The sequence below is a fragment of the Bacteroides sp. genome (assembly GCF_030151085.1).
Lineage (GTDB): Bacteria > Bacteroidota > Bacteroidia > Bacteroidales > Bacteroidaceae > Bacteroides.
In genome coordinates, this window is the sequence record NZ_JASLER010000115.1 from 1 (window position 1) to 21,090 (window position 21,090).

The following is a 21,090-nucleotide window of genomic DNA, read 5'->3' on the forward strand; positions in this document are numbered from 1 at the left end:
AATAAATAGAGCTATAGCCCTGACAATAAATAAATCCGATTATTACTGCCGATTGCACCATCATATAAACAAATGATACCGCCACATGAGAAATCTTCAACTCATTAGCCATGATCTGATACAGATGTTTCCGATGCGGTAAGCCGATATTCTCATGAAGCATCAGGCGATGAATTATTGTCATAACACTATCCACACCATAAACTACCAACAAGACAATCCAACTGAAATCTCCAGTTTGTATTATTAGCTTGCCGATCAAAAACAAGATGATGAAAGCAATACTCACTGAACCCACATCACCGGCAAAGCACTTCGCTTTCTTACGGAAATTGAAGAAGCAGAAAACCAATACAGAACAAAGCACTGTATAGATGATACCTTCATTTACAAAAGGAACTATTTCTCTATTTATATAAGCCAGTGCAACAAGGATCACAAACGAATAACCACCTGTGATTCCATTGATTCCATCCATGAAGTTATAGGCATTGATTATACCGGTACAAACTATCAGTGCGATAACAACCCACCACCAAGATAAAGAAAACAATCCCCACTGATAGAACATTAACGCCATGGCAGAGAAATGGAACAACAATCTGGTTATCTGTCTGGTAGATTTTATATCATCTACAAAGCTGATGAATGTAACCAGTGTCAAAGCCAGTATAAACCATGGATATTCAAAACCACTCGTCAAGAAATAAGCCAATGCACCGAAATAAAAGATTATCCCACCACCACGTAAAGTGACTTTCGTATGAGAACTACGTTCATTAGGTTTATCGATGATATTGCATTTATCAGCCACCCTAAAATAAAAAAGTTCTGCTAGAAATAGCAGAACCAATATAACTAGATAATACATACCCGTACTGTACCCTATTTTAATTCTTTAATTACTAATTTTTAATTTAAAAACGATTTTATCGTTTTCACGACCCCCTCTTCTGCCCGCACAGGCATCTTGTCAATACCCAAAGCTGCCTTTATCTTAGCATTGCTAACCACATAATTCTCCGTCAACTTATGCAGACGCTCCGTATTCAATGGAAGATGCAACAAGGTCCCTAACCCCGCACATCCTTCCATCATACGCTTGTTCATTTTCCAAATATGCGGCTTACGTCCCAAGACTTCACACATCAAAGTTATCAAATCATTCGTTGAAAGAGCTTCGTCATCGCCCATATGATAAATACCACTTGCAACATCCTTAGTTAATAAACCTTCTACAACATAACAAAGATTATCAATTGAGGTAAACGACCTCCTATTTTCAAAATCGCCCAAAGGCCAGGGAATACCTTTTCTTACTACATTATAAAGTAAATTCAGATTGCCTTTATTACCGGGACCATGAATCATGCAAGGACGTAAGATATACACCTGCTTATCCAAATCTATCTTATTCTCCTCCTTCTGGAAGGAGGAGTCCCCAAAGGGGGAGGTGGTAGGTAAAGCACAATGCTCCATAATATACTCCTCAGCCTTTATCTTGCTTTCACCGTATGGTCCTACCGGAGTTGGTATTACATCCTCCGTAAGTATATCCCCTACTACACTATCAGCAGCTGCCTTCACCGAACTGAAGAAGATAAACTTCTTCGCAGACGATTCTAAAAAGAAATCAAATATCTTTTGAGTCAACCCCGTATTAATATCAAAATACACCTGCGCAGCAGACTGATTCTTTGTATCATGTGCCTTACCCGCCAAATGAATGATAGCATCAAACTTTGGAAGATTCTGCATCGGAAAAGAAGCAGGGTCAATATCCTTCCAAGAGAAAGTATTTATCACCCCTTCTTTTTCAGGGGTAATTATATCTAATCCATAGAGGCTATGACGTTCCTTTAGGGCAACAATAAGATTGGACCCCACAAAACCGTGGATTCCCGTGATAAGTATGTTCATGGAAATATTCTATAAAATATACTGACCAGAAACGTGATTATTAGTGATAAATTTGAAGAAGTAAGCAACTTCAATTAAAGGAAAAATATACCACGTTGTATTAGTATTACGTTGATAAGTGATATAATGCATATCCTTACCATACCGTTCAAAGAAAACAGGAGCTTTCTTCTTCAATTCTCACCAATAAATACAACATATTCAACCACCATCAACTAACATTTATACAATGAATGATAAATATCAAAAGTAGATTGAATAACTTTATCAATAGAGAACTCTTCCTCTGCTAATATACGTGAATTTAGACCAAAGTTAATCCGCATCTTGTTATCAAGTAGCAATGTTTTAACTGCATCAGCCAAGGATTTTTCATCTTTAGCTGGAACCAAACAACCATTATATCCCCATCGCACACATTCACGACATCCCGGTACATCTGTTGTTATAACTGGGCGTCCTATCGCACATGCCTCTATCAATGCTTTAGGCAATCCCTCCCGATATGAAGGAAGAACCACAATATCACAATTTTCGTAAATTGGAATCATATCCTTTTGATATCCAATCCACTCAATATAATTAGGAATTAGAAGAGATTTTAGTTCCTTTTCTCCTAATACTGCACGATTCTCTTTATCACAATCGCCAGCCAATACGAATTTAACCTTGCCACAAAAATTGCCATAAAGCAGCTTAGCAGCATTTATAAATTCCATTACTCCTTTATCTAACAAAATTCTTGCAGGAAAAAGTACTTTTAATGGAATAACATTTGGAGCTTTAGAATAAACAAATTTATCCAAATCCACGCCCGACCCTTTTATTAAGAATATCTGGGAAGAAGGAATCAAATCAAGTCCCTCAATCATTGCCACATCATCCGGATTTTGAAGAATAAAAGAGAAGTTTTCACTTTTAAATGCAATACGAATCAGAAGCTTTATCAATTTCTGCAGTTTTCCATTTCGACCATTTGTGAAATTATACCCCAATCCACTTATTGCATTTACAACATTACATTGTCTAGACAACTTTGCCGCAACAGAGCCCAATAATGCCGCCTTCAAAGTAATATGATGAATTATATCCGGTCTGCATCTTCTATAACTCTTGTACAATAGAAAAACACATTTCAATTCATGGAAAGGATTACTTCCAGAACGATCAAAAGGAATCTCTATAAAGTGAATGCCTCTCTCTTGCAAAAGCTGTTTCTTCCCAGTATCCCGTGACAATAAATAGACTTCATAGCCCTGCCGGATAGCATGCAAAGCAAGGGGAAGACGGTGGGAAATAAAGAACCAATCAACGTTGGTAACAAAGAAAAGCTTTTTCATTTTATTATAATCTGCCGTCAACAGAATCTTGGGGAAGGAAACCTTTGACATCAAACACAACAGACAATGCCCTTGATAGATCTTTTATGTTAAGACCTGAAAACATTTGGTGCGCCACTGCCAAAACAATGGAATCAAATCGTTCTTCAGGCAATTCATTGACTATTTCAATTCCATACTCTCGTCTTACTGCATCAGAATTTGCCCAAGGATCATAAACTGTTATATTCAGATTATATTCTTTTAAAGCATTATATATATCTATCACCTTCGTATTACGGACATCCGGACAATTCTCCTTAAAAGTTAAACCAAGTATCAGTATATTAGAATTCAATACCTGAATACCCTTCTTCAACATCAGTTTCACCACTTGATTGGCAACATACTCCCCCATCCCATCATTCATCCGACGACCAGCCAAGATAATTTCCGGATTATAGCCATAACTCTGTGCACATTGAGCCAAATAATAAGGATCAACGCCTATACAATGACCGCCAACCAAGCCCGGTTTAAAAGAAAGGAAGTTCCATTTTGTACTTGCAGCTTCCAATACATCTTGCGTATCAATTCCCATACGGGTGAATATTTTAGAAAGTTCGTTCACAAAAGCGATATTGATATCACGTTGAGAATTCTCTATCACTTTAGCGGCTTCTGCCACCTTCATGGTTGGAGCCAAATGCGTACCTGCGGTTATCACTGAGGCATACACTTCATTCACCTTCTTTCCTACTTCAAGAGTAGAACCGGAAGTCACCTTCATTATCTTCTCTACGGTATGCAATTTGTCACCCGGATTAATACGCTCTGGAGAATAGCCTGCAAAAAAATCAACATTGAATTTCAATCCTGAAACTTTCTCTACAACCGGAATACATTCATCTTCCGTCACACCCGGATATACCGTTGATTCATAGACCACAATATCCCCTTTGGATATCACCTTCCCTACGGTAGTACTTGCACCATACAAAGGAGTCAAATCCGGATTATGGTTCTTGTCCACAGGAGTAGGGACTGCTATCACATAGAAATTACAATCACGGATTTCTTCAATATTAGCTGTGCATTTAAAGCCGCCGGCTATTGCCGATTGCAACAATTCATCAGAAACTTCAAGTGTTGCATCATGTCCTGCCATCAAAGCATCCACACGTGCTTTATTCATGTCAAAACCAATAGTTTCATATTTAGTAGAGAACAAACGGGCCAAAGGAAGTCCTACGTAACCGAGACCGACTACGGCAATTTTTACTGCATTCATACGATTTTCAGTATTATTTCGTAAATATATAATAGTTATAAGAAGAGTAGTAAAAAGAAGAATTAGAGATTATGCCAATACCATTCGACAGCCTCTTTTAATCCATCGTGCATACTGTATTTGGGATTGTAACCAAGCTTTTTTTTAGCCTTGTCTATGCAAGCTAACGAATGAGGAATATCGCCCAGACGATTCGGACCATGAACAACTTTCACATTGGCTATTTCCGGATCGAATGCACTCAAATACTCTTTGAGATAATCAACCAATTGGTTCAATGTAGTACGTTCACCAAAAGCCGTATTATAAACCTGGTTGACTGCTTCAGGATTTGTAGTAGTCATAGCCAACATATTCATCTGGATTACATTATCAATATAAGTAAAATCACGGCTATATTCACCGTCACCATTAATTACTGGACTTTCATATGCCACTAGTTTCTTAACGAATAAAGGTATTACTGCTGCATAAGCACCAAAAGGATCCTGTCTTCGCCCAAATACATTGAAATAGCGCAGTCCTATACACTCCATACCATAAGTACGGGAAAACACATCTGCATAAAGTTCATTTACATATTTAGTAATGGCATAAGGAGACAATGGCTTGCCTATCACCTCTTCCACTTTAGGAAGAGACTTACTATCACCATATGTAGAAGAACTTGCAGCATACATAAAGCGTTTTACACCTGCATCACGAGCGGCAAGTAGCATATTCAAGAAGCCACCAATATTAACATCATTAGTTGTAATAGGATCTTTGATTGACCGAGGTACAGAACCAAGAGCGGCTTCGTGAAGAATGTAGTTAACCCCCTCTACTGCTTTACGGCAATTTTCAATATTCCTAATATCACCTACTATTAATTTAAATGTAGCTGGAAATTTTTCTGCCAATGGAATAATATTTGCCATTTTACCTGTAGCAAAATTGTCAAGACAAACAACCTCATAACCATTATTCAACAAATACTCACAAAGATTAGAGCCAATAAAACCTGCTCCACCAGTTACTAATACTTTTGGCATATCAATTATTGTTTATTACATTCTTTAACATATTCATCCGCAATATGTTTTATATCATATTTATTCACAAATGACAAACTCTTATCAGCTAATTTCTGATATAAACTTCGATCAAATAAAATATTCTTTAGGACAATTGAAAAATGATTTTCATTTTTATATTCAAATAAAACAGCCGTATCTGCAACCAAATCTTTGATACCCGGTACCGCAGAAGCGATAAAAGGTTTACCACAGCCCATGGCTTCAAGCATTGATATGCTAAAACCCTCATGGTGCGTACTTAATACAACCACATCTGAACCTTTCAAAATAGCATACACATCCTTACGTAATCCCAAAAAGTGCACTCTATCTGAAAGTTGCAAATCTTTTGCCAAAACACGGTTCTTCTCTAAAGTAGGACCATCGCCGACACACACAAAATGTACATTGTCTGGTAACAATTTCAATGCCTTTATTATAGTAGAATAGTCTTTGATATCATAAAAACGAGCCACCATTGTAAGCACAAAAGCATCATTTGATAAGTTTAAATATTTTTTTATATCAAAAGGGGATATAGCAGCAATATTGTCTAAGTCTATCCCATTATTAATTATTATAGGATTCAAATTCGGCACATGTTTAGAAACTTCATCTGCGACCTGCTTAGATATAGCAAATACTTTATCATAACGAGAATAAATAAAGGAATCAATAACTTTAAAGACCTTATTACCCCTTCGTCTATTCTTCGTACTATGTTCTGTATATACCAACTTAAAACTATGAGTTGAACATAATTTCACAAAAGCTGCATAATATAGAGCAGGAAAAAGATGAACATGTACTAAATCAGGCTTCTCTTGTTCTACATATTTTTTAAGCTTTCTAAGTGTAGAGAAGGAATATTTAGACCTATCAATATTAAAAACCTCAATCCCAGCATTTTTACAAACATCTATAAAATCCGGATTTTGAGCCTTCATCAAATTAACTACCTTTACTTCTACATTTGGGATTTTAGATTGTGCTAAAGCTAACTCACACAGAAACTTCTCTGCACCACCACCTCGATAAAGAGAATTAATTAGTTGGATTATCTTCATTTTAACGAATACTTCGTAGTTTTCTCTTAGTAAAATAGAGCCAAGATATAATTCTGTCAAAAAAACTTTTATTTCTCAAATGAGACAAATCTAAATCCAAGAAACCAATAAATAGTTTTTTATACCTACTTATAAATTTTTCAAATTGAATAATTGATTCTTCTGACATCGTATTTGGATGAAAGCAAAAGGTATAAGAACCATTGATAAATGGCTTTATAAAGTGTCCAAACTGCTGAGGAATAAAAATAAAACTTCCTTTCTTGTAAGGCTTTAAAGCGATAGTATCGCAAATAATCCTAATTGATGAAGCCTCTTCTAAAGCTCTCAACGTGTTCATATCAAATGTATGACTAGGAGCAAAAAAATAAGTAGGATATAATCTATGTGATTGTAATATAGATAATCCCTTGGCTACTTTCTTCTTCTGTTCATCCAAAGATACACCAGCAAATTCTGAACGGTTCCACAATGGGTTCATACCAGCCTCATTAGAAATATAACAATGATCAAAACCATGTAATGCGATTGCCCAACCTTTACTTTGCCAAGCATAAGCCATCTCCCAAAAAACTGGAGATTCTTGAACGATATTCAATTCTTCATCAGCATTTTGTGGAACAATGCCAACCATTGGCTTAACATTGTGTTTATCAAGAATCTTTTCAATCTTTTCCCATTTTGTGTAATCCATAGTAGGACATGCATCATCAAGACGAACCAAAAATTTCATAAGCCAAACCTGTATAATAAGTAATAAAGAAAAGGTAAAGGGTCACTCAGGTCCCATATTGCACGAGCTTTTGCTTGATAAAATTGACAAAGCCACTTAAGTAATCCTACTTTTTTACCTATATTTTTTACATCTGATAATTCCGGCATAAAATATATTGCCTTATTAAATGACTTAGGTTCATTATTCATGTCTAAGTTCAAACAATAACAGCACCACAGATAAGGCAAATTTATACCCGCCTTTGTCACGACATATGCGTTCCCATCATTACGCATATTTATTTCCATAAAATAAATATTTGATTTGTCTGATATAAATTCAATACTAAACAATCCATCATAGCCTAAATCATCAAGAAAGGCAATGATTTTCTCTTTTTCAACAATTTCCCAATTAAAAGGAATATATTTAAGATACCCTGTATTCGTATTATCAGGCTGTCTAATAATATCTGTATATCCAGGTATTATTACATCATCACCCAACTTGACTCCTATTAATTGGAACTCTTGTGACTTTTTAATAAATTCCTGAACTTGATAAAAATGGTTCGATTGGGATAACGCAATTTTAAGCTGTTTTGTATCATTGCAAATTTTTATCTCCTCCTTAGTGGAATTTACACTTGAAAGTGGTTTAACTATACATGGAAACTTGACACAATCTAAATTATTGTTAGCAGCTAAGATATAACTTTTAGGCGTTAGCAATCCATTTTTTTCTGCCCAAATTCTTTGATTTTCTTTATTCTCAAAAAAAACAATTCCATTGTTGCCATTTTTTACCCCAGGAACAAAATACTTATGATCCAATTGCTCTCTGTGAGAGTCTATTTCTTGAGATACAGCATCAGTACAACTGATTATCACTCCTTTCCCTTCAACATCCTTTGCCAATTTTTGTAACAAAGTTGTAAGACCATAGGTTGAAGGTAAAATATATAAAGACTTTGCAAATTTAGACTTTGCTACAAAACTCTTATCAGCTCCACAAATTATCAAATTAGACAGTATACCTTTATCTCCAAGACTTCTAACCACGCCCAAAGTATTATGATGATCTGCACCAATTACAAAAAATTGAGTATTATCTATTTCCATAAATTAACTACGAAATTATTTTTTTCCACAAGCGCTTTTTACAATCTTGGAAAATTTAGATGCAATCTCAAAACCTATCAACTGAGAGATTTTTCTAAATAGTTTTTTTTTAGGAGGATACCAAGAAGCATTAAAATGATGAATAGAAAACGTTTTATCAGATAAGTTAATTTTGAAATCATTTTGTCTTTTCGGAGAAAAGTAGTCTGATGTAAACAAATTCAATATCTTTTCATTAAATTCAAAATCTTCTTTTTTATTTATGACTTTAAACTCATACAAAGATGAAGCAACTTCATCCATAATATCAGGCATTGCTTTTATATCATACCTCCCATCATTTTTAATAAAATCTCTGCTTTCATAATAAGACAGCATATTTTTATAGAGAAAATTTCCTTTCTCACAGCCAACTACAGCAGCCTCAATAGCTTTAGAGCAATCCTGACCTATAAAATAAGGCAAATCAAGCAGTTCATTAAACGTCTTTAACACTTCAACATCTGAATCTAAATATATACCACCATAATTGTACAAAGCATAACATCTTATATAGTCTGCTGCAAAAGCATATTTCTTAGCGTCAAAGGCCTGACGTGTCCACTTTGTTGTATCAATATTGAACTTATTTAAATCCCAAAGAACAATTTTGTAATCAGGTAAATTACGTTTCCAAGAAGAAATACAGAACTGGACTTTTTCCGGATAAGAATCATTGGACAACCAACAATAATGTATAATTTTAGGTATCATATTTTTATGTAGTTTTATTATTTTCTATTTCCCTAAAAAAATATAAGGTACAACTGCATGAGTATCAAAACCTACAACAGGATCAACTTCTAATGTTTTAAAATACATGGCAGACAATATTAAAAAACATATAACTTTTATAGCAACCATATATCTTGTCCTACCATACTTAAACATCAAAGGCAATAAGAATATCAGATAGACGCTAAACAACACTGCTATTCTATTTAAAAGCGTAAAAGAAGATGCCATAATCTGAATAGAATAAGCAACGACCAAGCAGTTAACATAAAAATCATAATCGCGATTATTTAATTTTGATATCTTCCTTATATAAAGCGCAAAAAAGGATATTATCAATAAGAAAAGTGAATATGCCGTGAAAACACTTGTTCGATTAAACATTAAGTAATCGGACTCAAGATAAGAGCCGTATGCTGTAACATATAAATTTATAAGACTAAAAATGCCAGTAGCACTACACATTACTGAAAAAATTGTACTCCCGACTAATAATATTAAAGTACGCATATATGTAAATTCCAATTTTCTAATAACAAAAAGGAGAATCAATGCAAATGCTGTTCTATGAAAAAAAAATGCAACAACAACCAATATCCAATATGAAAGATACTTATTATTTAATAAATAATGATGCGCCACTAACCCTATAGAAATAGATATTGATGCTCTTATAATATTGAAAGAACCAGTATAAACACCTAACAATAGAAATATTAAAACACTCCACACGATACAGACCGAATGCTTATATATTATTACAAAAACAGGAATAAGAATAAAGAGAGAGATAAGCATTATATAACATCTGTCTGAAGCTGAAATCAAGCTAATCAGTTTTATTAAAACAATATACAAATATTCCGTTTCTCCATATCCCTCTTTAATTATATCCCAAAATGGTGTCTTGGCTACAGAATAAAATACCGGCAAATATCGTTCTAAATCCCCTCCTACCGAATTAGCTCTAAAAATTGCAACAATAATCAATGGCAATGAAATAAGTACAATTTCAGCTTTCTTATCCAAATGAATAGATTCTTTGTTGGAAATAAAGAATAATAATATAAAAACGAATAGCAATATATATACTAACATTTTACCCTATACAATAATGTCAAAAGCAATTTCTTCGTATCTGCATATGATAACTTTCTCTTAAATATTACAGGAATTCTAAAGAAGAAAAATAAAAATCTATATATGATATAATAAAGTCTATTATAGTGCTTTTTAAAATAATAATGTTGACTTTGTATAGAGAAAATCTCTGTTAAAGAAACTTTGTTTTCTCTCTCATTACTCCCCCCTACTAAATGAACAATACGAGGAGTATTTATTATCAGTCTTTCTACTCCTATTTCGCTCATTCTCTTCTGCAAATCAGTTTCTTCATAATACAAAAAAATATTCTTATCAAAGCCTCCTATATCTTGAAAAAGTTTTTTTTGCATAAACAAATCCGCACCTGTTACATAATCCACATTTATAGGATATTCAGTTTGAATCGTTCTGCTTTTGAAACGTCTTAAAACAGGTTCAAATAACACACTTAGCATAGTTGGGAAACGGTTATATGAATGTATAATTTCATTACTCGTATTATATAGTTCAGAACCTACAACTACCTTTCTCAAATTATTTAATTCACAAAAATCAAAAAATAATTTAGGGGCATTATTTAATAAAATAGTATCCGAGTTCAACAAAAATATATACTTACCATCAGCTATTTCTACTCCCAAATTGTTAGCTTTACCAAATCCTAAATTCTCTTTATTTTCTATAATTTTTACAAATGAATATGTTTTTCTAATGCATTCAACCGATTTATCAGTAGATGCGTTATCTACTATGATAATTTCATATGAGATCCCTATAGCTTTTTTACAGATAGAATCAATACACTTTACAGTCAATTTACAAGTATTATAGTTGACTATAATAATGGAAATATCAATCATATTTTTCTTATAATTTTTGCTGGGTTACCAGCAATTACTACATTTGCTGGAAAACTGCGGGTTACAATAGAATTTGCTCCAATAATAGAATTATCCCCTATAGTAACATTCGGCAATATTGAGACATGTTCTCCTATCCAAACATTTTTACCAATACAAACAGGTCCTTTTGAAAAAATAGCTCTATCTTTTGGTAAGATTCCTAGATCCTCTATATTCACCTCGCCATGTGAATGATCAGTAATAAAAACATTACTTGCTATCAACACTCCATCTGATATATAAATATTATTAGAGCAGCCTATATGAACATTATTATTTAGTTGGACGTCATTACCAATATTTAATTGAGGAGAACTATGAGCAAAATCAATGGCTTCTAAACGCAAACCTGATTTAGAATAAAAATTTTGGCCAATTTTTATATACGATTTTCCAACAATATTTTGTATAGGATACTCAATACAAAAATTATCTTTTGATGATAGTTTTAATATGTTTGCATAATAAGCAGAATATATATGATTAAAGATTTTCGAAACTATATTAATTATATATGAATTTTTTGCAACAACAAATCCTATAAAAAAAAGAAATTCTCGACAAAGACTCTTTAGTAAGTTACAGTAATGTAGCATATAATATTATACATAAATTTTAGCTAGTAGTAAATTGATGCTCCTAACAGATATGAAGCCCATTGCTCATACGGATACCCACCAAAAGATTCGATAGGCTTTGTACAGACAATAGAGAAGAACTCTCTTCCTTTGCTGTCTTGGAATGTTCAGGTTAGTGTCCAATTTTGACGTATAGCCCAAGGAAAGCCGTCCCAAGGCTGATTCTTATGACTATAAAGCATTTTATTAGAACTTTCAACGTCTCTTCCAAAGAAGCTATCTTAGACAACAACTCATCAATACGTTCTGCACCCCTTTAACGAGCTTCCATCAGCTCTATTATCAATTTCGTTTTTTTGTCTGGGTTCATGCCTGAGTATATATGTCATTGGGGGACGTTAAACTAAAACGTTCATCATTATAAGAAATATTACAATGATTGTTTATAATAATCTTTTAAGCATCGAACAATCTTTGTTTTTATAATGGGCAACCAAATATGAGTTCTTATAATTAAGATAAAATAGTCAAAAGAAGAGTAATATCTACTGAGAGATTGTTTCACATTTTTTATTACAAATGAATGCTTTGTATTCTTTGCATTTACAATTTCTTCATAATACAAACTACATAAGAATTTGAACAGCATACGCTTAACGAATTTAAAAGTATTTTCCGAAATTCTATTCCTATCCTTTAAATTGGACAACAAATCATTCAGAACAACTGCAAATGTATAAAAGAGGTCATATCCACCTTTTCCACTTTCATCTTGCATTTTTCCATATACGTCATTCCAAATTATGTATTGAGTGTCTTGCCTATGTTCAAACAATAAAGATGCGTTTGGAAACATCTCATTCGGTTGAATTTCTGAAAGCTTCGTTTGATCCACATCCCAAAAACCGATTCCTGCACTCCAAGAAACCCAATAATGCATATTGTAAATAAATTCATTGAGATCTTTACATTCAACGATATCTAAAGTCTTTAGGTTTCCATTTACAAAATACAATACTGGCTTCGTATCCTTATACTGGTCAACAATATTAATCATTTTCTGGAGCATTCCAGGTTTAAGAACCATACGATGATTGAGCATCTTGTTAAACAAACCTGTACTCTTCTGAAGACAAGTAACAAGATTCAAGAAACCCTTATCTTTTGTCTGTATATATTTAAGATTAGGGTAGTTGAAATCCTTGAGGGCTTCTCCTAATTTGCTATTCTCACCATTATCTGTAATCACTACTTCAAACAGTGAGAGATCAACTCCTTGGTTATAGACACCCTCTAATGTTGGTAATACCCATTGTACCGCTCCATTTGTCGGTAAGCATATAGAGAGAATTGGCCTCTGTTTGTTCATAATTACTTAAAGTCATTTATTGAATCAACCACAATCTTTGCCTCTTCCATGCTTACTACTTGGTTCATTGGAATAGACAACTCTTGTTCATGAATCTTCTCTGTGATGGGTAATGAGAGCTGAGGAGTATTCCACCGTTCCTTGACATAACAATCTTGACGGTGAGGAGGAATCGGATAGTGGATTAAGGTCTGCACACCATTCTCAGCTAAATGCTTCTGGAGTTCATTACGGCGCTCGCAAAGAATTGGGAATTGGTGATAGACATTATTCTCATCAGCAATACGTGAAGGCAGTGTGATTAGTGGGTTTTTGATATTTTCGTAGTAGTAGGCAGCTAACATCTGACGCTTCTTGTTATCTTCATCCAAGTACTTCAGTTTTACATCAAGTACAGCTGCATCTAATTCAGACATACGACTATTCATACCTACATACTTGAAAACGTACTTCTTCTGACTACCATAGTTGGCGAGCGCACGAATCACACTTGCAAGTTCATGGTCAGAAGTAGTAACAGCACCCGCATCACCAAATGCACCCAAATTTTTTCCCGGATAAAATGAGTGAGCCGCTGCATCCCCGAGAACTCCAGCCTTATTACCCTTCCATGCGCAACCATGGCTCTGAGCACAATCTTCCATCAGCTTGATATTGTGCTTTTTGCAAATCTCACCCAACTTGTCATTGTAGGCCATACGACCATAAAGGTGAACAATCATCACCCCCTTTGTCTTAGGAGTGATAGCCGCCTCCACCTTGTCAACATCAATCTCAAGGTTTTCCCATGTCGGTTCAACCATTACAGGAACAAGATCATTGCGAGTGATGCCTATGATAGTAGCTATATATGTGTTAGCAGGAACAATGATCTCATCGCCATCGTGCATAAGTCCCATCTCCTTATATGCACGAATAATGAGGTAGAGTGCATCAAGACCATTCGCAACAGCAATACACTCTTTTGAGCCGACATACTTGGTGTAATCCATTTCAAAACGTTCATTTTCAGCACCTTGAAGAAACCAACCTGCATCTATCACACGATTCACAACCTCTTTATATTCGTCACCATGTTGCATAGTGATTGCTTGAACATCTAACAATTTAATCATTATTTTGTACCTCCACTCATTCGTTTTGATTAAAATTAATATAAATCCTGACTATCTTAAAACAGTTAAAAGCACTGATGGATTTTCCATTCGCTATTTATTCTTCTCTTGAATATATTTCAAGAAATCTTCATAGTTGCGTATATAATCCTCTTCGATATACCCATGAGAAGCTAAAACAAGACATATGCTACCAGATGAGAAACCTTGTTCTGACGCCCAAATTCCCGGTGGTACATGAAGTCCCCAAAAAGGACGATTCATTTGTATAGTACGTTTGTTTGTTCCATCATCGAGCACTACTTCAAAAGCACCCGATGCTGCAATAATGAACTGATGACATTCCTTGTGTGCATGAGCTCCACGATCCTCACCTCCAGGGATGTCGTAACTGTAGAACACACGATTAATAGGGAATGGTACGTGTACATTTTCAGAAACTACAGTCAAGTTACCCTCCGGATCATGAAACTTGTTTAATTGACACAAAGAACAATCAAAAACACTTATTGCTTCCTTTTCATGAAACATCGAACATACTTGAGTCATAGGTGCGTAGCCTGCTGGTGTTGTTTTTGTATCTACAGATATAACCCATTGTTTAAACTCAGAATAATTCATGATGTAATCATTTACATCATATTCAGTTGAAGAAAGTACCAGAGCCAATGAATTAGTAGAAAAATTGCTCATTGTTCGCCATATTCCCTTCGGGACATATAGACCATTGTAGGATCTATTTAGTGAAAATGTTTGTTTGTTCTCGCCATCATCCAAAATTACATCAAAAGAGCCAGAAAGGGCAATAATGAATTCCTCATTGTCCTTGTATGCATGCCCACCACGATCACAACCTCCAGGAACATCATAGATCCAATACGTTCTCTTTATTTCAAACGGTATCTCCTTAAATTGCTCGATGATAGACAGATTTCCTCTTGGATCTACAATTTTAAGCAGTTTAATAATTTTTGAATCACTCAACTTAGGCATAGTTAATTAATATTATTTGATTGAAGTTTAAACTGCATGAGATATTTGTAGACATTGTAATCAAGACTACAATTTTTACTCTCGTGAAAAAGAAAATATTCTATCTTAATCTTCCTTATCAGTCATTACATTATAATTCTCTATTGCGTGAGAATATTCTTTTGAGAAAGAAGACGTTGTTACCCTTTTGAGAAAATCAACAATCTCATTTATTCCCTCACAATGAGGAAACCCCATTTGGGTTATACCACAAAAAAAGTTTCTCCTACCCGTCACATTTACAGAACAAAAAATAATATTTTTTAAAGCAGCATCTATCATTGAGATAGAATGTTCTCCAAAAACGATATCACATCCTTCCAAATCATTTTCAAAAGAACTTCTTTTAAATGACAGACAAAATTTATTACCACCAACAGCATTTGGTATATGTGACGATACCTTAAGATTTGCCAAATTCAAAAAAGAGACATATTCAGCTACTCTGTTAATAGAATTCACACCTTGATGTTGAGGATGAATCCAAACAGGATGACAACGGTAAACAAATTCTATTTGAGGAAATAGAGCTGCAACTTTCCCTAAAGCATAAACCATTTTGTCTTCATCTGAACGGTTTTTCAAAGCCGTCCAATCCCCTGCCCCACTTGCAACACAAAGAACTTTTCTTATTTGTTTGGGATAATTAGGAGTTGGTAAATATATTTTCTTTCTGAAGGGAATAATTCTATTTGGAAGATTATGATAAAGAAAAGTTTGACGTCCAGCATTGTCCCATGCATAAAATTCAGTATACTTACCAAAAAAATTAAGATATTTACTACTATAATTAGGAGGTAAATAACCATCTTGCATTAATTTTATGTTGAGCTTAGGATTATCTGGTAATATTCGATATCCCTCATGCAATGTTGAAAGTCTTATTGTATTGTTGCGAAAAATAAGTCCATGTTGGATGAAATAATACTTTATATTTTCAAGTTTATTAGCTGGTTCAAAATTTAAATTTAATCTGTATGAAATCCTATTCATACTACCGTAAAAAAGACATTTTACACCCTTATAATGAGAAACATAAATGGGCATATTGTAATAACACAAGAAACTTCGAACCTTGTTACATATTTTACTTTTTATTTTTTGAAGTACTGATTTTAATATTACCTCATCAACATGATAATAATCACAATTAATTTTAATGAATCCTTGATTAATCCATATATTTAAATCTATACCAAGATCATCAGCTACTATTATTTTATTCTCAAATTCATTCCCCGATAACAACTTAAGAACTGTTTTTTCATTCTTTACTTTCTTAATCTCATCATAATATTTAAAAACATCAGATTGAGATATAGGGTCATATGCTTCTTTATCACAATTTTCCCAATCTTCATCTGTTAGAATATCTGAGAAGTTTTTAAACAGACAATCTGTTTTTAAGATTTTTTTTATCTCCTCAGTTTCATTATCAAATACATATTGAGTAGAGACAACCAAAGTTTTACTTCCAGGCTTTAGATATCCTCTCAATTTGACTAAAGATGATAATTTGACATTCTGAGTTATTACAACTATGTTATCCATTAATTTTATTTCTTAAGAGAGTTGAACTTATCCCATCTGTGTGCGTCAAATACACTATTTCGACATTCAATGGTTTAAACTGTTCTTCAAACCGTTTCCACGTATCTGTTCCTTTCCAGTCAGACCCTACAAACATTTTATTAAAATGGTATTTTTCCCAAGCACTTAGCTTATTTTTATCTAGCTGAGGTACCACTTTATCGACATACTTAATCGATTCCACAATAGTACATCGATTCTCAAAAGAAATAATCGGCATTTTATTCTTATCTTTCATAACTAGTTCATCTGTACTAATGCCAACTATCAAATAATCACATTGCTCCTTAGCTCTACGAAGAATATTCAAATGCCCAATATGGAACATATCATATACGCCTGTTGTATAACCTATGATCATAATTTTTCATTTTCACTTTCCATAAACGAATGGAATGTATTTTACAAAAGAAAGATGTGTTAAAATGCATATTAACATAATCAGTAAAGTAAAATTCCCAGATATAATAAAGTTATTGTCAAAACCTATTTGACAACGTGCTATGTCAATAAAAAATATTTAAAAACCAATAATTGATATCATACAATCTGATATTTTTTCACAAAATCAACTTTTAAATTACTTTTGCAACATCAATAGAAGCTATTCTTGACATATAATTAAAGTGTGTGTTTTCCTGCAAATAAAAGTATGTCCTGTAATGCATGCAATTTTAAGACATAAGCTATACTCATATAAATACCACCCCCCACAACAATACCTCCCAAAAGTCTAAAATACATATTATCAGAAATACAAAATAGAAGAGACATACAGCCTACCATAAAAAAGGTGTTGACCATTATAGGTATAAGTTCACGTACTTGTGCAAGTAACCCTATATAAATGAATTTTTGTGTATAATATGTATTAATTACAAAGGCTATAAAAGTTGTCACAACCGTTCCACCGACCATCCAAAGTATTCCTCGCGGAATAGTGATGAACATAGCTATTATAATTATTCCTTTCTTCAACACTTCAAGTTTTAAAAACAAATCTGAACGTCCTTTCACTTGAAGAAGGTTTAAATTGACAGCGTTAATGGGAGTCCATATTTTGGCTAAACAAAGTATTTGTAATAAAACGGCACACCCCAACCATTTCTCTCCCAAAAGTACAAATATTAATGGTTCTGCAAGAGTAGCCAATCCAAGCATTAAAGGGAACATGACAAATGCTGTTGCTCGCAAAAGTTTTAGGTAATTGCTTTTTAAACGCTCATCTTCATCTTGAATAGCACTTAATACCGGGAATGTAACTCTTTGAAGAATACCCGTTACATTACTAATAGGCAAATCTACAAATTGTTGTGCACGTGTATAATTGCCCAAGTCTTTAGCGCTATAAAATTTCCCAATTACCATTGGATATATATTATTAAATACTGTATCCAAAATACCAACAGCCAATATTTTACTTCCATATCCCCAAAGGTATTCAAAAGATTTTTTGCTCCATCCTGTTACAGGTTTCCATTTTGATAAAGTCCATAAAAGAATAGTTCTGATGAGAGCAGCCACTACTTGCTGAAAAACCAATGCCCATACACCATATTCCATGTATGCCATAACAAGGCCAACAATTCCACTGATCAATGCCGCCATAACCGACACTTTAGCCTGCGTCTGAAAATCTATCTGTTTTGTAAGTATTGCCTGTTGTACCGCACAAAGTGGATTGAAGAGTGTAGCTAAAGCTGTCACTTTAAGTATATTAGTCAAAATTGGAGTATCATAGAAATTAGCAATCCAAGGTGAAGCTATAAATAGTATACCATAACAAATAGTTCCTACTACAATATTAAAATAAAATGCTGTAGAAAGATCATTCTCTTCTATTTGAGGCTTACGTACAAGAGCATTAGAAAAACCGCTATCTATAAAGACTTGAGCCAAAGCAAGGAAAACTAAAGGCATTGCAATAATTCCATAATCCTCCGGCGACAACAGACTGGCTATGATAATTCCAAAAATAAATTGAATACCCTGCGTTGCAAATCGTTCAATTGCACTCCAAACAAAACCCTTCTTTACCTTTGACTTTAGATCACCTTTAATCATATATGAGTATTAAAATATCAGATGTTCCAAAAGTAAGAGTTCGGTGAACGCCGTATTGCAATACCTAAAATCCGCATACAGCTTTCAATATATCTGTAAAGCACCCAATTGCTTTATCCCCATCTAATCTACCAAAGAGCGTTAAGTTCGGTAGTCTATCTGAAGATGATGAATTTCCAAGCCATTGAAAAAATGTATTTCGAAACTTTGAACCAGAGATAAGTAGGTGAGTGGAGAGGAGAACTCAGCAACTTGAGAATTAGATAAATTGTCGCGATCAACAATCTCCACAGGAACTATATTAGCAACATGACTTTTTTTATACCAACGCTCAAAGTGAGAATAGACGATACCATTTATCTTACAAAACTGAACAATCGAATTTTCTTTTTATTCATTGTCGCCAACATATTCCCACGGATAGGGATTGTCAATCACATTCTTAAATTCCTCAATAACTTCCTTCTGTTCTCCCGTAAGTGCTGCCACATCCCACGACGCGATAATAGCACGACCTTCGTCAGCCAAAGGTTCATCAAATACTTCACCATAGCAGGCGGTAAGTAAACGAAGTTTTAATAATGAGACGGCGGGAAGGGCTTCGAGAATACCCCAACAACGATCCAGTACTTCTTGAACATTATCCCGCTTTTCTCCATGATCAATGAATGATGCACTATATCCCATCAGGAGAGCAAGACAGACATTAGCTTGTTCTTCAACTGTGGAACCTTTGACACCTGAATTATACAAAGAGGTGGTCAGGCGGTAAACTTCACTGTTGCGACGGGACAGGTCATCGCTATAGACCGGACTTCCGTCTGTACCCAAATACATCAGTTCGTGCGCGGCACGCTGAAGAGCAAATGTTTCTTCGGAAAAAGACATGATTATTGCAGATTTATGATTTCAGATTTATTACTTAAACAAGAGAGTAGGTGCTTCGATTACGCTCAGCATGACATGATAGTATAAGTTAATCATTTAATTACTTCTATAAGATCTGGATGGATCGTAGCCATAGCTACTGCAATGACACCTTGTATCTCAACGATTACACGGCGGTCGCGGGCACCTTTCACTTTCAGGAAAATACCTTCTTGACCTTCGAATTCACCACCGGTAACACGAACTTTAGTGCCTTTTGATAAATTCAACTCATCAGGTTGAAAATACATCAGATGGTCGTTATAAGTACCGGCTACTGCGATGAAGCGTTGCATTTCAGAGTTGGGGATAATAATCTTCTGTCCACTACGGGTATCGGTGATATATTGCAAATAGGTCACTTGTGATTTGACACGCTTCACTTCAGAAGGACAGGCATGGACAAAGACCAAATTATGAATGACGGGTACCAAAGCACGAACTTTCTTCCCTCTCTTTATGCTTATCTTATATTGCATAGGAACAAAACAACCTAACTTCTCTTTCTCAAGCAGCCGTATGGCATCGAGCTCCCTACGATAAGTAGCACGCATGGCATACCATATTTCAGTTTCTTGTTCCGCTTCCATTCTATGACTTTGTTCAGAAAGGGGCATTCTCCCAGGGCTTTGAACTTCTTTCATACACTTGAAATTCAATCACTTGCGAGTACTTTATGTAATATACGGCAAGCTTTGTACTCCTCTTGCCAACAGATTTTCTGTAGTTATTCATTACCTTGCAGGTAATTATCTATAAACAAACGTGTTATAAACATAAAAACGTTTTTTAAACGTTCGTTTAATGGACGCCATCTTTTCACTTTGTGCATATCATGCTATTTTTATAAAAAGACACGTTTAAATCCTAATTTAGAGTAGTAGATAAATGATTGATATATAATAACTTGGTGCTATCATTTCAAAAAAAGGCATTTTATTTATAAGAATATTTTGTAATTTCATTTCTTGCCATTACCTTTGCGTCCATTAAACGAACGTCTAAAAAACACTTTTTCTCCCCCCACAATCCATCTTTACATTATTAAGATACGCGCGAGCGCGTCATTTATTCTTTTTTTAAAGGAAGAGTGTGTTACATTATATCTTGTATAGGGTATATCCCCTACCCTGCATATTGCCAT

At 34.3% G+C, this 21,090-nt stretch carries 20 protein-coding genes; all 20 read right to left on the reverse strand.

All coding sequences use genetic code 11. The features are described from left to right. The coding region (locus tag Q1W14_RS21890; protein WP_300705016.1) for a glycosyltransferase family 4 protein at nucleotides 1–871 on the reverse strand (871 nt) is incomplete at its 3' end. Nucleotides 872–912: 41 nt separating this feature from the next. Next, nucleotides 913–1,920: an NAD-dependent epimerase/dehydratase family protein gene (locus tag Q1W14_RS21895; RefSeq protein ID WP_300705018.1), complete on the reverse strand. Its 1,008-nt coding sequence runs from the start codon at nucleotides 1,918–1,920 to the stop codon at nucleotides 913–915. Nucleotides 1,921–2,135: 215 nt separating this feature from the next. Beyond that, entirely contained in the window at nucleotides 2,136–3,260 is a 1,125-nt protein-coding gene (locus Q1W14_RS21900) for a glycosyltransferase family 4 protein (RefSeq protein ID WP_300705020.1), read from the reverse strand. 4 nt (nucleotides 3,261–3,264) lie between these two features. Beyond that, nucleotides 3,265–4,530, reverse strand: a complete 1,266-nt coding sequence (locus tag Q1W14_RS21905) for a nucleotide sugar dehydrogenase (protein ID WP_300705022.1) — start codon at nucleotides 4,528–4,530, stop codon at nucleotides 3,265–3,267. Nucleotides 4,531–4,592: 62 nt separating this feature from the next. Then, nucleotides 4,593–5,564, reverse strand: coding sequence for an SDR family oxidoreductase (locus Q1W14_RS21910; RefSeq protein ID WP_300705024.1), 972 nt, complete (start codon nucleotides 5,562–5,564; stop codon nucleotides 4,593–4,595). A 5-nt stretch (nucleotides 5,565–5,569) separates the two neighbouring features. Next, nucleotides 5,570–6,715, reverse strand: coding sequence for a glycosyltransferase (locus tag Q1W14_RS21915; RefSeq protein WP_300705026.1), 1,146 nt, complete (start codon nucleotides 6,713–6,715; stop codon nucleotides 5,570–5,572). Next, nucleotides 6,657–7,388 carry a DUF2334 domain-containing protein gene (locus tag Q1W14_RS21920; RefSeq protein WP_300705028.1) on the reverse strand — a complete coding sequence of 244 codons (732 nt, stop codon included), beginning with the start codon at nucleotides 7,386–7,388 and terminating at the stop codon, nucleotides 6,657–6,659. Before Q1W14_RS21920 ends, Q1W14_RS21915 begins: the two co-directional genes overlap by 59 nt. Next, nucleotides 7,385–8,491, reverse strand: coding sequence for a hypothetical protein (locus tag Q1W14_RS21925; RefSeq protein ID WP_300705029.1), 1,107 nt, complete (start codon nucleotides 8,489–8,491; stop codon nucleotides 7,385–7,387). The genes Q1W14_RS21920 and Q1W14_RS21925 overlap by 4 nt, the downstream gene beginning before the upstream one ends. A 15-nt stretch (nucleotides 8,492–8,506) precedes the next feature. After that, entirely contained in the window at nucleotides 8,507–9,244 is a 738-nt protein-coding gene (locus Q1W14_RS21930) for a glycosyltransferase (protein WP_300705030.1), read from the reverse strand. A gap of 24 nt (nucleotides 9,245–9,268) precedes the next feature. After that, nucleotides 9,269–10,294, reverse strand: a complete 1,026-nt coding sequence (locus Q1W14_RS21935) for an EpsG family protein (protein ID WP_300705032.1) — start codon at nucleotides 10,292–10,294, stop codon at nucleotides 9,269–9,271. Between the two features lie 62 nt (nucleotides 10,295–10,356). Beyond that, nucleotides 10,357–11,229, reverse strand: a complete 873-nt coding sequence (locus tag Q1W14_RS21940; RefSeq protein ID WP_300705034.1) for a glycosyltransferase family 2 protein — start codon at nucleotides 11,227–11,229, stop codon at nucleotides 10,357–10,359. After that, nucleotides 11,226–11,867, reverse strand: coding sequence for an acyltransferase (locus tag Q1W14_RS21945; RefSeq protein ID WP_300705036.1), 642 nt, complete (start codon nucleotides 11,865–11,867; stop codon nucleotides 11,226–11,228). Before Q1W14_RS21945 ends, Q1W14_RS21940 begins: the two co-directional genes overlap by 4 nt. Before the next feature lie 412 nt (nucleotides 11,868–12,279). Continuing rightward, nucleotides 12,280–13,218, reverse strand: a complete 939-nt coding sequence (locus Q1W14_RS21950) for a glycosyltransferase (RefSeq protein ID WP_300705038.1) — start codon at nucleotides 13,216–13,218, stop codon at nucleotides 12,280–12,282. 2 nt (nucleotides 13,219–13,220) lie between these two features. After that, nucleotides 13,221–14,333 carry a DegT/DnrJ/EryC1/StrS aminotransferase family protein gene (locus tag Q1W14_RS21955; protein WP_300705039.1) on the reverse strand — a complete coding sequence of 371 codons (1,113 nt, stop codon included), beginning with the start codon at nucleotides 14,331–14,333 and terminating at the stop codon, nucleotides 13,221–13,223. A 93-nt stretch (nucleotides 14,334–14,426) separates the two neighbouring features. Beyond that, entirely contained in the window at nucleotides 14,427–15,326 is a 900-nt protein-coding gene (locus tag Q1W14_RS21960; protein ID WP_300705041.1) for an FdtA/QdtA family cupin domain-containing protein, read from the reverse strand. 105 nt (nucleotides 15,327–15,431) lie between these two features. Beyond that, nucleotides 15,432–16,916 (reverse strand): hypothetical protein, encoded by a 1,485-nt coding sequence (locus Q1W14_RS21965; protein WP_300705042.1) that lies wholly within the window; start codon nucleotides 16,914–16,916, stop codon nucleotides 15,432–15,434. After that, entirely contained in the window at nucleotides 16,909–17,316 is a 408-nt protein-coding gene (locus Q1W14_RS21970; protein ID WP_300705043.1) for an adenylyltransferase/cytidyltransferase family protein, read from the reverse strand. Before Q1W14_RS21970 ends, Q1W14_RS21965 begins: the two co-directional genes overlap by 8 nt. Nucleotides 17,317–17,576: 260 nt before the next feature. Next, nucleotides 17,577–19,019, reverse strand: coding sequence for a lipopolysaccharide biosynthesis protein (locus Q1W14_RS21975; RefSeq protein ID WP_300705045.1), 1,443 nt, complete (start codon nucleotides 19,017–19,019; stop codon nucleotides 17,577–17,579). Nucleotides 19,020–19,409: 390 nt separating this feature from the next. Beyond that, nucleotides 19,410–19,907, reverse strand: coding sequence for a UpxZ family transcription anti-terminator antagonist (locus tag Q1W14_RS21980; RefSeq protein WP_300705047.1), 498 nt, complete (start codon nucleotides 19,905–19,907; stop codon nucleotides 19,410–19,412). Nucleotides 19,908–19,999: 92 nt separating this feature from the next. Continuing rightward, nucleotides 20,000–20,536 carry a UpxY family transcription antiterminator gene (locus Q1W14_RS21985; protein ID WP_300705049.1) on the reverse strand — a complete coding sequence of 179 codons (537 nt, stop codon included), beginning with the start codon at nucleotides 20,534–20,536 and terminating at the stop codon, nucleotides 20,000–20,002. Between the last annotated feature and the right edge of the window lie 554 nt (nucleotides 20,537–21,090).

Bases quoted from the DNA above. Each gene is read 5' to 3' on its own strand.
- Q1W14_RS21895 (WP_300705018.1), bottom strand. From the start codon at position 1,920: ATGAACATACTTATCACGGGAATCCACGGTTTTGTGGGGTCCAATCTT.
- Q1W14_RS21900 (WP_300705020.1), bottom strand. From the start codon at position 3,260: ATGAAAAAGCTTTTCTTTGTTACCAACGTTGATTGGTTCTTTATTTCC.
- Q1W14_RS21905 (WP_300705022.1), bottom strand. From the start codon at position 4,530: ATGAATGCAGTAAAAATTGCCGTAGTCGGTCTCGGTTACGTAGGACTT.
- Q1W14_RS21910 (WP_300705024.1), bottom strand. From the start codon at position 5,564: ATGCCAAAAGTATTAGTAACTGGTGGAGCAGGTTTTATTGGCTCTAAT.
- Q1W14_RS21920 (WP_300705028.1), bottom strand. From the start codon at position 7,388: ATGAAATTTTTGGTTCGTCTTGATGATGCATGTCCTACTATGGATTAC.
- Q1W14_RS21925 (WP_300705029.1), bottom strand. From the start codon at position 8,491: ATGGAAATAGATAATACTCAATTTTTTGTAATTGGTGCAGATCATCAT.
- Q1W14_RS21930 (WP_300705030.1), bottom strand. From the start codon at position 9,244: ATGATACCTAAAATTATACATTATTGTTGGTTGTCCAATGATTCTTAT.
- Q1W14_RS21940 (WP_300705034.1), bottom strand. From the start codon at position 11,229: ATGATTGATATTTCCATTATTATAGTCAACTATAATACTTGTAAATTG.
- Q1W14_RS21945 (WP_300705036.1), bottom strand. From the start codon at position 11,867: ATGCTACATTACTGTAACTTACTAAAGAGTCTTTGTCGAGAATTTCTT.
- Q1W14_RS21950 (WP_300705038.1), bottom strand. From the start codon at position 13,218: ATGAACAAACAGAGGCCAATTCTCTCTATATGCTTACCGACAAATGGA.
- Q1W14_RS21955 (WP_300705039.1), bottom strand. From the start codon at position 14,333: ATGATTAAATTGTTAGATGTTCAAGCAATCACTATGCAACATGGTGAC.
- Q1W14_RS21960 (WP_300705041.1), bottom strand. From the start codon at position 15,326: ATGCCTAAGTTGAGTGATTCAAAAATTATTAAACTGCTTAAAATTGTA.
- Q1W14_RS21965 (WP_300705042.1), bottom strand. From the start codon at position 16,916: ATGGATAACATAGTTGTAATAACTCAGAATGTCAAATTATCATCTTTA.
- Q1W14_RS21970 (WP_300705043.1), bottom strand. From the start codon at position 17,316: ATGATCATAGGTTATACAACAGGCGTATATGATATGTTCCATATTGGG.
- Q1W14_RS21975 (WP_300705045.1), bottom strand. From the start codon at position 19,019: ATGATTAAAGGTGATCTAAAGTCAAAGGTAAAGAAGGGTTTTGTTTGG.
- Q1W14_RS21980 (WP_300705047.1), bottom strand. From the start codon at position 19,907: ATGTCTTTTTCCGAAGAAACATTTGCTCTTCAGCGTGCCGCGCACGAA.
- Q1W14_RS21985 (WP_300705049.1), bottom strand. From the start codon at position 20,536: ATGGAAGCGGAACAAGAAACTGAAATATGGTATGCCATGCGTGCTACT.